Consider the following 13473-nt stretch of genomic DNA (forward strand, 5'->3'; position numbering starts at 1 on the left):
TATATAAAAGAAAAAAAAGAAAGCCTACCAAGCAATTTAGTCATCGTTACCCTAAAAAATAGATGTCCGTAGAAAATCACGGACATCTTTGTGGTTATTCATTTTTCCGAAACTCATTCGGCGAAACCTGATGGTATTGTTTGAACTTTTTATAGAAATAATCAACATTGCTGTAGCCCACCAATTCAGCAACTTCGTAGACCATTAGATTGGAATGACGTAAGATTTCCACCGCTTTTTCCATTCGTACTTCATCCAAGAACGCCAAATAATTTTTACCGGTTTCTTTGCGAAACTTCTTGCCTAGATAGGCACTATTGTAATTGAAACGTTCCCCGATTTTTTTCAAGGTCAAATCTTCTTGATAATGCTTTTTTGTGTATTGGATCAATTCTGCAATGATATCGATTTGGTTCAAACTGCTGGCGACTGTTGCTTGCAAGTCTGCTAGTTTTTCGGTGATCACCTCTTGTAGCATCGGAAACGTTTGGGCGAGAAAAATCTGCTGATGCACTTCGTCTGTCGACCATTCGATCGCTAATGCTACTTTTTCACTGATTTGATGCTGCAGCCATTCGATGTCGCCATTGACTTGCCATTTGATCTCTTCTTCCAATGCCAATAAATGATAAAAGGTTTGATAATAGCGGAATAACGGCTGTTCCAACGGATCGTTTGCCAAAATCGCTTTTACTAATTCTTCACGCAAATCGCTTCGTTCTTCTGCTTCTTGGGTCGTATCCAAAACATGGTGAGAAATGACTTGATTGGGAAATAAGAAAATCAATTTACTTAATGTCTGGATATCGATCATCAATGGCTTCAAGTTCTCTTGCGCCGCAAACCAGCGGGAGATCAAGATCTCTTGATGAGCCATTTTTTTGCGGCACCACGCATCGATCGCCTCGTCGGGAAAGCGTTCCTCGTTTAACAAAACCAAATACCGATGATGCCGATGGATCAAGGTGATGACTTGCGCCACTTGCTCCTGCAATTTCTCAACCAGCTTTTGGGCATCTGCCTCCTCGGAAAGTCGCAATAGCTTGATGGCTTGTGCGTCTTTGATCCCCGTTTGATCCCCGCCAAACAATTTCTCCATCAACTGACTCTTCTGATTTTTCTGCTGATCGGTCTTGGCTTTTTGATCGATTTTCGTCAAAATACCAATCAGCTCTTCTTCATCAACTGGTTTCAGCAAATAGGTCACAGCACCCAGTTGCAACGCTTGCTTGGCATAGTCAAAATCTGAGTAGCCGGACAAAATAATGGCAAAAAACAAAAGCCCTTCCTCCGATGCTGCTTGCACCATCTCAAGACCATTTTTTCCCGGCATACGGATATCAGCGATCACAACGTCTGGCTTCAATTCGCGGATCATTGCCAAGCCATCTTCGCCGTTTTCCGCCGACCCGACAATTTGATACCCCAGACATTCCCAATCGATGATCAGAGGCAGTCCATTTCGGATCGATGCTTCATCATCAACGATCAACACTTTACGCATTTTCCAACCTCCATTTTCAGCTACTCCTTCGTTACATCATGTTTCACTTGTCAAACTTGCCCCATTGGTGCGAATCACCTCTTGATACCAATAAAAACTATCCTTCGGGATGCGCGCCAACTGACGTTCGTTTTGATTGTCGCGATCGACATAAACAAACCCATAGCGTTTTTGGTATCCATTCAACCAACTTAGTAGATCTGTAAAGGACCAAGCACAATAGCCGATCAGCTCAACCCCATCCGTGATGGCCTTTTGCAGTTCCACCAGATGTTCCTGCAAATAGGTGATGCGGTATGGGTCATGGATCTGCTTGTCTTCTGTCAATTGATCGATAGCGCCTAACCCATTTTCAGTAATAAAAATCGGCAAGTCATAATTGGCTTGGATGCGCCGCAAGGCTACGCGGAAACCAACGGGATCGATCTCCCAGCCCCAATCTGTTTTTTTCAAGTGAGGATTTTCTGCTGACACAAACATGGTTTCTTCTGGTGAGAACTCGCCAGCTGCCGCTTGCATCAAATACGGATCGACTTTAGAAAATTCTTTCTTTTCAGCTGACTGCTTTTGCAAATTGTTTTGTTGGGCCGTTCCACCGTGATAGTAATTGATCCCTAAGAAATCAGGTTTTGCCTGTTTTAATAGTGCTTGATCTTCTGGAGTGACTTCAGGAGCCAGACCGACTTTGGCTAATTGCTTGTAGACAAATTTCGGGTATTCGCCTTTGCAATAGACATCTAAAAACCACGCGTTGTTGAAGGCTTCGCCATTTTCTGCAGCCAGCACATCTTCTGGGTCACAGCTAAACGGATACATCGGACCATAGCCAAAACTTGGACCAATCTTGCCCTGTGGAACCAGCTCATGGAACAAATTAATTGCCTTTGCATTGGCAAGGTTGATGATATGATTGGCTGCATACATCCGTTTTAAGTCCTTCAAGCCCGGTGGATGTGCCGCCCAACGGTACCCAAGAGAAGTGAAGACATTTTGTTCATTCATGGTGACCCAATAGGTGACTTTCTTTCCTAAGCGTTCAAACAGGATTCGGCAATACCGTTCAAATGCCGCTGCTGTTTCTCGTCCCTCCCATCCTTGGTATTTGTCTTGCAAAGCCTGAGGAAGATCCCAATGATACAGCGTCAAAATCGGTTCTACTCCTTGCCGAAGCAATTCGTCCACCAGCTTTTCGTAAAACGCCACACCAGCTTCATTGACCGCACCTTCGCCATCAGGCACGATTCGCGACCACGCCACGCTGAAGCGATAGGCTTTCAAGCCCATTTGCTTCATCAAGGCAACATCTTCTTTGTATCGATGGTAGTGATCGATCGCCACTTTGCCGTTGGTTTCCTCAAAGGTATTGCCGGGAATTTGGGCATAGGTATCCCAAATCGACGGACCTTTGCCGTCTTCTGCCCATGCACCTTCAATTTGATAGGCCGCCGAAGCCGCCCCCCATAAGAAGTTTTCTGGGAAAGGATCTAAGTTTGTGTGAAACATCAAGTTGCCTCCTTCAATTCCTAAACCGAGTTAAATCGGTTACATTTTATCGTATCATAATTTGGTTGATTCGTAACAATTGCCAAAAGATATTTTTTAGGTGAAAAAACTGTCGCTCCTCAGAACGACAGTCGTTTCTTATTAAAACAGGTAATCATTCAAACGCGATTTCACATATTCAATGTGGCTGGATTCTAATTCGATTTGATCATGTGCCAATGCGTAATCTGTCAGTGTTTCTAAGTTTTCCTCATCAGCAACGATCTTCGCTCCGATGCCTTCTTGGAAAGAGGCGTACCGTTTTTCCTTCAACTCGTCTAAGAAGCGGTCTTCTTTCAGTTTCGCTGCTGCTTTCAACGCTCGGGCATACGTATCCATACCAGCGATGTGAGCTAACAACAGATCTTCCATTTCAAATGACGAACGACGGACTTTAGAATCGAAGTTGATTCCTCCCGGTGCGATGCCGCCGTTTTCTAAGACTTCGTATAAAGCGAGTGTCGAGTCAAAGACGTTGGTTGGAAATTCATCCGTATCCCATCCTAACAGCATATCTCCTTGGTTGGCATCCAGTGAGCCTAATGCGTTATAGCTGCGAGCGACGGCGATTTCATGTTCAAAGGTATGCCCAGCTAATGTTGCATGATTGGCTTCTAGATTTAATTTGAAATCTCCTTCTAAGCCGTAGTGCTGAATGAAGGCCATCGTTGTCGCTGCATCAAAATCATATTGGTGTTTTGATGGTTCTTTTGGTTTCGGCTCTAATAAAAACTGCGGTTTATGACCGATTTTCCCTCCATAAGCGATCGCCATTTTGAATAGACGGGCGATGTTGTCTTGTTCAAATTTCATGTCTGTATTCAACAAGGTTTCATAGCCTTCACGGCCGCCCCAGAAGACATAGTTCTCACCGCCTAATTTTTTCGAGATATCTAAGCCTTTTTTAACTTGGGCTGCTGCATACGCGTAAACTTCCGCATTATTGGTGGAAGCAGCGCCGTTATTGAAACGAGGATGTGAGAACATATTTGCTGTATTCCATAATAGTTTGATTCCCGTTTGTTCCATTTTTTCTTTGATCAAATCGGTGATTTCGTCTAAGTTTTGGAAAAATTCTTCTAACGTTTCTCCCGCAGGTGCCACGTCAACATCATGGAAACAGAAGAACTCTGCCCCTAATTTTTCGCAAATCTCGAAGAAGGCTTCTACTCGATTTTTCGCTGTTTCCATTTCGGTGTCACCGATCCACGTCCGTTTGTTGACGGGTGCGCCGAAAGGATCAGAGCCGTCTTGCGTCATCGTATGCCAATAGGCGATTGCAAAACGTAGATGATCTTTCATTTTCTTGCCTAAAACAACTTCTTCGGCATCGTAGTGGCGAAATGCAAACATATTGTCTGTTTTAGGACCTTCGTAGCGGATTTTTTCGATTTCTGGGAAATAAGTCATTGTTGTTGCCTCCATTTTATGTTTTTTAGTGTAATAAACTAACTTACTTGGTTCCAATCATTTAGAACCAAAAACGATTCCTCGCTTTAATCAAGCAGATTTTCTGCTGCCATTATGCTATTCGATTTGCGCCAACGCATGGCAGATAGGCGCGGTTTGCTGGTAGACGGTCCGGTAGATCGCATAGATTTCTTGGTATTTGGCGACATTTTCAGGAATCGGTGCAATGGCCTTGCTGTATTTGACAAAGGCGTTAACACAAGCGGCCGCATCTGGATAAATGCCGCTGCCGATTGCTGCCAGCATTGCTGCGCCCATACCTGGACCTTGTTCAGTAGATAAAGTCAGCATTTCTGCATTAAAAATATCGGCTTGCATTTGCAGCCATTCGGCATTTTTCGCACCGCCCCCCACAGAAACGATCTGGGTGAATTTCCGCTGTGCTCGTTCTTCCATGATCATTTGGGAATCTTTCAGAGAGAAGGTGATCCCTTCTAAGACGGCACGACTGAAATGCTTTTCGCGATGCCGTGTGTCAATGCCAATAAAACTTCCCCTGATTTGGCTGTCGGTATGTGGTGTGCGTTCGCCCACGATATAAGGCGTAAACAGCAGGCCTTCTGCCCCCGGTTTTACCTCACTGATCGCTGAAAGCAATTCCTGAAACGATTGGTTTGGGGCAAACGTATCACGATACCAGCTTAAGGAATTTCCAGCGGCTAACGTGACCCCCATTGAATACAACTTGTCTTTGATCGCATGACGGAAAAGGTGTAGATCGCCTTGATAATCAACCTCTTGCGCTTCTTCAAAGGATAAGAACACACCGCTAGTGCCAATCGACACCATGCCGACACCTTCGGCGATGATCCCTGAACCTAATGCAGCACAGGCATTGTCTGCGCCACCTGCATAGATCGTCACCTCTTGTTCAAAGCCAAAGGCTTCTTGCAGTTCTTTTCGCATTTTCCCTACAGGCGCTGCTGATTCAAAAAGCGGCGGCAGTAAATCCGATGCGATTGCGAATTTTTCTAGAATGGCTTCAGACCAGCACTTCTTTTCGATATCCAGCAGTAACGTACCCGCCGCATCAGAATAATCCATCGAATAGTTACCAGTCAGCCAAAAAGCCAAGTAGTCTTTTGGCAACATCATGTGACGAACTTGTTGCCAATGTTCAGGCTCGTGTTCTTGGACCCATAAAATTTTGGGTAAGGTGAACCCTTCCAAAGCAATATTCTTGGTGATTGCTTTTATTTCCTCTCCAAAGGATGCCATGATCGCTTGGCATTGTTTGGTGGTTCGAACGTCATTCCATAATATTGCCGGACGAATGACTCGGTTTTCTTCATCCAATAAAACAAGACTATGCATTTGCCCGGAAAAGCTGATGCCGATCAATTCTTTCTGCAACGTTGGAAGCTGCTGGATCAAGGTTTTGATTACCTTATCTGCCGCCTCTTGCCAATGCACAGGCTCTTGCTCACTGAACCCCGGTCTAGGGGATGACAATGGATAGTCAACACTTGCTGTTCCTTGGAGTTCCCCGGTTTGATCAAAAACTAAGCCTTTTAACGCACTTGTTCCTAGATCCAACCCTAAAAAATAAGCCATCTCTTCTCTCCTTCCTCTGTTTGAAGCAGTTAACCATTGCCTCTCAATCGGTTAATTAGCATTCAAAACTAACTAATTGGATAGTAAACGATTCTCGTATTTCTGTCAAGCGCTTTCAACGATTCTTTCTTTGATTTTCGTTCTCAAACTGCTGCTCCTACATTCTTCCTCTTTTCTTTATTCTTCAGCTTGCACAATATTAATTTGCACGGTAAACTAACACTAATCACATCTATGAAGAGGAGAACACATGATTATCAATAAAATGGGCATACGCGAACAAAATGAAGCGGCTGTATTGAAGACGATCATTGACAATGAAAATGTGTCACGAGCGGAAGTATCAAATTTGACCCATCTCAATAAAGCGTCTGTTTCTCAAATAACAAAAAAACTGATCGACACGGACTTCGTTCGCGAAGTCGGCATTGGGGATTCCACTTCGATCGGTGGTCGCAAACCGATTCAATTGCAATTCAATCACCGCAGCAGCTTAGCTGTTACCTTTGACATCGGCTATAACTATGTTCGTGGAATGCTTTCTTATATCAATGGCGAGATGATCGCCTCCGCCGATCATTCCCATGAATTGATCACTAAAGAAAATGTACTGGCGACGATCGATTCCATGATGAAAGAATTTTGGCCGCAAATGCCGCAAACCACTCATGGATTAGTAGGAATCTGTTTGGCGATCCACGGTATCGTTCACAATCAGACGATCACCTTTGCCCCCTACTACGACTTGGAACACTTTGATTTGATCGCCCCTTTGAGCCAAAAATACAATACGGCGGTCTATATAGAGAACGAAGCCAATCTGACGGCTTTAGGCGAGTACTGTTTTTCTTCTGATTCCACGAATTTACTGAGCGTCAGCGTCCATAGTGGGATCGGTGTCGGAATCATCGTTGATGGGCAGCTGCAAACCGGTACTCACGGCATGGCGGGGGAAGTTGGCCACTCTACGCTCTTTCCTCACGGCAACTTGTGTCCTTGCGGCAATCGAGGTTGCTTAGAGCAATATGCCTCGAACAAAGTCTTGTTTGATACCTATAGCCACTATACAAAAACTGCGTTCGTTAATTCGGATACCTTCGCACAAGCCTACCATGCCGGAGAAAAATCAGCAGTCGAATTGGCGCAACAAAATGTTGAGTTTCTTAGTATTGGGCTGAATAATGTCATCACTTTTTCTGATCCCGAAGAAGTCTATATCAACAGCTCGATCTATCGCAAAATTCCTGATTTATTACTGGCGCTGCAGCAAAAATTGACCAGCCAGTTCACCAAAAACACGAAGATCAAAAACAGTCGATTAGGCGATCAAGCCCCGTTATTTGGCGGCAACGTTTTAGTGGCAAAACATTTCTTAAATATCAACGATTTGCGCTTTGCGGCACTTGATCTCTCCCGTGCGATCCGTTAAATGAATGCTGGACTGAAAACTCAGTCCAGCGTTTTCTTTTGGTAAAAGGGTATCGCTATCCTTTGATTCCGCCAGCCGTCACACCGCCCACGATGTATTTCGATAGAAACAGGTAAATCAGCAGTAAAGGAATAATACTTAATGAGATCCCTAGATACATACTGCCAAATTCAGTACGGTAAACATCAGTTTTCAACAATTGGACCAGCATCGGCAACGTATACTTTTCCGTATCGTTGATCAAGATCAAGGGCATCAAGAAATTATTCCACGAGGTCACGAACGAGAAAATCGCCATGGTAGCTAAGCCCGGTTTCATCAAAGGCAACATGATGCGATGGAAAATTTTGATTTCGCCGGCTCCGTCTAAACGAGCAGAATCTGCCAAATCAGGATGATAGATCGTTTCTAAGTATTGCTTTAAGAAAAAAACGGTCGCGGGTGATGCAATCGCTGGTAAAATCAATGGCAGAAAATTATTTAAGAGTCCTAAGCGATTCATAAATTGATAAAAACCGATCATGCTGATTTGCTGAGGAATCATGATCAGCCCAAGAATGACAGCAAACAGGACTTTCTTGCCACGAAATTCATAGGCGATCACGCCATAAGCCGTCAGCGCCGAAAAATACACATTGAGAACGGTAGCACCAGCAGCAATCAGGAAACTATTTTTAAACCCATTGAAAACATTGAAGCCTCTGCCCATTAAGACGGACCAGTTGTATTGGAGATTACCGCCGGGCCACAAGGACAGCCCTTGCTGGATCTGTTCCGCTGAACGGGTTGCATTGACTAAGACGACCCAAAACGGCAGTATACTTAGGATGGTCAGCAACACCAAAAAGACATAGATCAACAATCGTTTTGCTCGATAGCTATTTTCCATTTATTTTCGCCCCACTTTGCTGTTTTCTTTGAAAAATTGAAACAATAACGTGCTTAATACGATTGAAAGTACCAATAATAGTACCGACGCGGTTGCGGCAACGTTGAAATTCCGACTCCCGGTAAAGGCCTGGTTGTAGATGAACATCGTGATCGTTAAGACACTATTGTTGGGATTACCGTTTGTCAGCAAAAAAGGAATGTCGAACATTTGCAAGCCGCCAATCAAAGACGTCACCAATGTATAAAGCAAGATTGGTTTTAACAAAGGCAGCGTGATCTTGCGGAAAATTTGACCATCATTGGCTCCATCGACCATTGCTGATTCAAAAAGAGCATCATCAATGCTCAAAATGCCCGAAACCAAAACGATCGTGGTCTGACCATACCACATCCAAAATTGGATAAAGGAAACGATCAGCCGAGTGCCCGTTTCACTACGGAAAAAGTCATAGGGCTGGTCCAAAACACCGAAATGCTGCAAGACTAGGTTGATCGGACCTAACGGAAAACTGAACAAAACGAAAAATAAGATTGCTACTGAAGCGGCAGTAATGATGTTGGGTAAGTAAAAAGCGACTTTGAAGAAGCCTTTCCCCCGCAAGCGCAACTTGATATTGGTAAACCATGCCGCCAGCAACAAAGCCAAGCCAATTTGAGGGACAAAGTTTACGCCCCACAAAATAAAGGTATTGCTGATCGATTTTAAAAATAACGGGTTGCGAAAAATCGCAAAATAGTTATCCAGTCCGACAAGATTGGCAGCTGGATTCCACCCTTTTAGATCCGTAAAACTTAGGTAAATCGTATAGAGAATTGGATAAAGCTGAAAAACCAAGAATGCTAGAAAAAATGGTGCGATAAATAATAGCCCATAGCGATGATACTGTTCAAATCTTCTCTTATTCTGCATCGTAATCCCCCTGATATTTTTTTATTCTACTGCCAACTTCTGCCTGTAAAGACAAGCCCTTTAAGCAGCGCATAGTACCTAGAAAAGGTTGAAACCGACCCCGTCTTCGGTGCCGGTTTCTACAACACCTAATCTACTTGAACATCTGGATAAGCATTGACGACCGCATCTTTAAAGTTTTGGATTGCTGTTTCCTGATCCACTTCACCTTTTGAATATGGTGTCAAACAACTATCCGTAAAGAGGGTTTCAATCGTCTGGTCATACTCGGTCAGAATTTTCGCGTTGATGTCTTGAACCATATCGGCAAATTCTGCATAGTGGTTTTGACCGCCTAAAAATTCCTCTTGGTATTCGCTTTTAATTTCTTCAACGACTCGCTCATTCGATACAAAATCACCGGTATCTTCGGCCCATTGTTTTAAAAATGCTTGATCTGTGGTCAAGTAAGCCACCAATTGCGCCGCTTCTTCTTGCATCTCAGAATTTGCCGTAGCACCGATCCATGTGCCGCCCCAGAACCACGACGACGGTCCTTGGATCATGCGCCAGTCCCCTTCTGTTGAGCTGGAGTTATCGGCAGCTGTCGCATTTGGTTTTAACCAATAGTGCAGCCCCCATGTCGGCAAACTATAACCGAATACATTGTCGCTATTCATTCCAGCAAACCAAGCTTCTGATTGTCCTTCTGTATCTTGTGTCAGGCCTTCTTCTACAAATTTTCGTGATATATCCAACAAATCATACAAACTGTCGTCGATCACTAATTTACCGTCTTCAATCCAGCCATGTTCGCGTTGACCATAAAAAGGCTTCGCCAAATCTTGGACACTAGAGATCATATAGGTGGTTCCACCACTTTTTTCTTTGACTGCTTTGGCTTCCTCATAGAACTTGTCGTAGTCTGACAAGGCCGCTTGCGCAGCCGCTGGATCATCGATCCCTAGCAGCTCTTCTGCCATCGACGCCCGGTAATAAAACCCGCCAGGAGCAGCTTGCCAAGCCAAGGCATGAAGAACCCCGTCTTTTGAAGTTCCTACGTCTTTGACATATTGATACGTATCTGCCGCGGCTTCATCAAGTCCCAGTGAACCAAGGTCTGCCATCATCCCTGATTCCACATATTTTTTGACAAAGGCAGATTCTAAAGCAATCACATCTGGTGCATCTTTGGAACCGAGAATCGGATCGAGCTTAGTCTCGAATTGGTCAGAAGGAATCTCCACGATCCGAATGTCATAGGCCAAATCGTCATGCGCCGGCAAATAGTAATCATTGATCATCGTTGATAATTCTGAAGTAAAGGTCCAAACCACGAGTTCATCCTTGCCACTGCTTCCCGTTGCGCTGTTATCCGAGCCGCTGTTTCCTGAACCATTCCCGCAGCCACTAAGCATAAAAGCCGCTAAGCCCGCCATTGACGCTGTTTGTACGACCCGTTTCCAATTTTTCATCTTTCTTCCTCCTCGATTTTTTGATAGTCAAATGAATCAAAATCAGCCGCCAAACGATTGCCAGTCGTATCGATCGCAAACATCCCCACAAAAGCCCCCGTAAAGAACCCACCGTAATGTTCTGCCACATAGTCGTCAGACAATTGCAAGCTGTCAAATAGCTGATCGATGACCTGCCACTCTTTTTGATCAAAGGAGTACGCGTATTGATAGTGGGCATAATTGACGATCGTTTTGAAGTAGACCGTTTGTACATCGGCTGGTATCACAACTTTTGATACTTTTTGGCTCTTCAGTTGGCCCTTTTCGCTTGCCAATACAGTGATGATTTTTCCTTTCCTCTCATCATGAGTGATGTAGATCGCCGACCAATTTTGTGTATTGTAGTAATTCGTCATGCCTGCCAACTGTAGAAACGAGGTCGGCGAAAATTCGACGGCAGTCGTTGCTTCGAAACGAAAATCGCTCCATCTTCTTGCCACCAGTGCTTGATGGAACAAGGAATTGAACGACTCTCGCCCATACAAGCGCAAATACCCTGGTCGTGCGGTCAAACTACCGATTTCCTCAGAAAAAGGAATCCGCAAGGTTTGAAACATTGGTGCCAACGACGCATCTTCAAAATCATCAAAGCCTGATTCTGTTTCCCACGGATGTTCGGGCAGCTGTGGCTGTGGGACCTCCGCTTTTGGAAAGTTCCCGCCTGTGATATACGGCCAATCATTTTCCCAGTAAACAGACTGGATCGCTGTTTCTCGTCCGAGCGGGCAATAGCCGCGATTTTCTAAGAGGGGTGTTTCTGGATACTTCAGCGCTCGTCCTGTTAAGTGAACAAAATACCATTCATCGGTCTGCGTTTTCACAAATGAACCATGACCGGCTTTTTGTAGCGGGATCTCTGGCTGTCCCCATGAACTAATTAGAGGGTTTTGAGGATGAACTTCATAGGGGCCTTCAATGTGTGTTCCACGAGCGATGGTACTTGCATGTTCAAATTGGGTGCCGCCTTCTGCCGTCAATAAATAATAATAGCCGTTCACTTTATACATGACCGGTGCTTCAGTCAATTTGCGCTCTGTTCCGTTGAAGATAATTTTGGGCTGCCCCACCAATTTCTTGGCTTGCCAATCAAACTCTTGTAGAACGATCCCATAAAAGGAATGGTTTGTCGGGCGATAATCCCATACCATGTTCAGAAAATATTTTTTGCCGTCATCGTCATGAAATAACGAGGGATCGAAACCAGAAGAGTTCATATAGATTGGTTCTGACCAATCCCCATCAATGGTTTCACAGGTGATCAAATAATTGTTCACATCTTTCCAGCTATTGGATTGTGTTTTGACATCTGAATAAATCAACCAAAAACGACCATCACTGTAACTTAAGTTTGGCGCCCAAACGCCCCCAGAATCAGGATTTCCCAGCATATTCAACTGACTGACACGATTGACTGGTGTACTGATCAAGCGCCAGTTCTTCAAATCCTTTGAATGGAAGATGCGCACACCTGGAAACCATTCAAAGGTCGACGTAGCAATGTAATAATCTTCTCCTGCACGACAAATACTCGGGTCTGGATGAAAGCCTGTTAGTATCGGATTGGTAATCAAAAAAATTTCCTCCTCTTTCCCTTTTTGGCATTTTGTGATTCAACTGAGAGTCAGTAGGAATGAGCTTCTTTCAGTTAGTAAGTTTTCTTTACTAATATACCTAACTAAAAAAAGAAACTTGTTACTGCAGTCCATTTTTAAAATATTCACTAATCATTGTTCTATTTACTTTCTTCAGCTGAACTGTCATAATTATAAAATGAAATCGCTATCATTCACAGGACGATTTCCACACATCGATAGACAAAAAATGGAGGAAAGATTGCGTGACCATTTTAGAAGAATATCATTTTGGCGAATACCTAGGCGTTTCCAGTTACCATCCCTACTCGCTTAATTACATGGAACATTTTCATCGTTCCTTTGAATTGCTTTTTTGTAGTGACGGCGAAGCGGTTGTCAAAATCGAAGAAAGTCCCTATGTCCTTACAACTGGCCAAGTGTTATTAGTCATGCCTTACCAGACCCATGCCATCGAAACCCCTAAGGAATCACAACTGCATATTCTGGTTTTTTCGCCGGAGTTTATTCCAGATTTTTATGCTAAAACCAAAGATTTCGCTTTGTCAGATCCCGTTATCACCATTGATCCGTCTGTCGCAAATCAGCTGTATTATCCTTTATTTGAAACGGATTCCCTCTATTTACGAAAATCGGCACTGTATCAAGTCCTTTACCTTTTTGAGCACCAAACGACTTTACTACCAGCCAAAAACCAAGAGGATATCCTGATCCAGCTGCTTGCCTATATCGAGTCACACTTCAAAGAAGAGCTGACGCTCGAAAAACTAAGCAGCAGTATCGGTTATAGTAGCGTCTACGTTTCCAGAATGATCACTGAGAAATTGAAAAGCACCTTTCCTCGGCTTTTGAATCAAGCAAGAATTCGCCATGCCTCTTTTTTGCTGACCCATAGTCTCTTGCCGATTACGGAAGTAGCAGAACAGGCTGGCTTTCAAAATGTGCGAACCTTCAATCGAAATTTCAAAGCATTGACCTCACTGACTCCGAAAGAATACCGCTTAACACACAATGCTCATTTTTCGTTGCTGAAGGAATAGCAAAACAAAAAAGCAGCTTCACTTACCTATAAAGTGAGCTGCTAC

Annotated in this window: 10 protein-coding genes; 2 read left to right on the forward strand and 8 right to left on the reverse strand. The window is 43.9% G+C overall.

What is annotated here, in order from left to right:
* Positions 1-94: 94 nt before the first annotated feature.
* From CXM95_RS14575 to xylB, 4 genes are all read right to left on the reverse strand, one after another.
* Positions 95-1504, reverse strand: coding sequence for a response regulator (locus CXM95_RS14575; protein WP_101699318.1), 1410 nt, complete (start codon positions 1502-1504; stop codon positions 95-97).
* A 36-nt stretch (positions 1505-1540) separates the two neighbouring features.
* Positions 1541-3007, reverse strand: a complete 1467-nt coding sequence (locus CXM95_RS14580; protein ID WP_101699319.1) for a glycoside hydrolase family 1 protein — start codon at positions 3005-3007, stop codon at positions 1541-1543.
* A gap of 141 nt (positions 3008-3148) precedes the next feature.
* Complete coding sequence (xylA, locus tag CXM95_RS14585; protein ID WP_101699320.1) at positions 3149-4456, reverse strand: xylose isomerase; 1308 nt, start codon at positions 4454-4456, stop codon at positions 3149-3151.
* Positions 4457-4573: 117 nt separating this feature from the next.
* Positions 4574-6070, reverse strand: coding sequence for a xylulokinase (gene xylB, locus CXM95_RS14590; protein WP_101699321.1), 1497 nt, complete (start codon positions 6068-6070; stop codon positions 4574-4576).
* Between the two features lie 250 nt (positions 6071-6320).
* Between xylB and CXM95_RS14595 the strand changes: the two genes are divergently transcribed.
* Positions 6321-7499 carry an ROK family transcriptional regulator gene (locus tag CXM95_RS14595; RefSeq protein WP_005234059.1) on the forward strand — a complete coding sequence of 393 codons (1179 nt, stop codon included), beginning with the start codon at positions 6321-6323 and terminating at the stop codon, positions 7497-7499.
* A 55-nt stretch (positions 7500-7554) separates the two neighbouring features.
* Here the strand turns inward: CXM95_RS14595 and CXM95_RS14600 are convergent, their stop codons facing one another.
* From CXM95_RS14600 to CXM95_RS14615, 4 genes are all read right to left on the reverse strand, one after another.
* A complete protein-coding gene (locus tag CXM95_RS14600) occupies positions 7555-8388 on the reverse strand; it encodes a carbohydrate ABC transporter permease (RefSeq protein WP_005228444.1) in 834 nt (277 codons plus the stop codon).
* Positions 8389-9300: a carbohydrate ABC transporter permease gene (locus CXM95_RS14605; RefSeq protein ID WP_015510298.1), complete on the reverse strand. Its 912-nt coding sequence runs from the start codon at positions 9298-9300 to the stop codon at positions 8389-8391. It abuts the gene before it with no gap.
* Between the two features lie 128 nt (positions 9301-9428).
* Complete coding sequence (locus tag CXM95_RS14610; protein WP_101699322.1) at positions 9429-10754, reverse strand: ABC transporter substrate-binding protein; 1326 nt, start codon at positions 10752-10754, stop codon at positions 9429-9431.
* Entirely contained in the window at positions 10751-12367 is a 1617-nt protein-coding gene (locus CXM95_RS14615) for a glycoside hydrolase family 43 protein (RefSeq protein ID WP_101699323.1), read from the reverse strand. Before CXM95_RS14615 ends, CXM95_RS14610 begins: the two co-directional genes overlap by 4 nt.
* Before the next feature lie 266 nt (positions 12368-12633).
* Between CXM95_RS14615 and CXM95_RS14620 the strand changes: the two genes are divergently transcribed.
* Positions 12634-13428 carry an AraC family transcriptional regulator gene (locus CXM95_RS14620; RefSeq protein ID WP_172634710.1) on the forward strand — a complete coding sequence of 265 codons (795 nt, stop codon included), beginning with the start codon at positions 12634-12636 and terminating at the stop codon, positions 13426-13428.
* Positions 13429-13473 lie beyond the last annotated feature (45 nt).

The organism is Enterococcus sp. CR-Ec1, from assembly GCF_002850555.1.
Lineage (GTDB): Bacteria > Bacillota > Bacilli > Lactobacillales > Enterococcaceae > Enterococcus_D > Enterococcus_D entomosocium.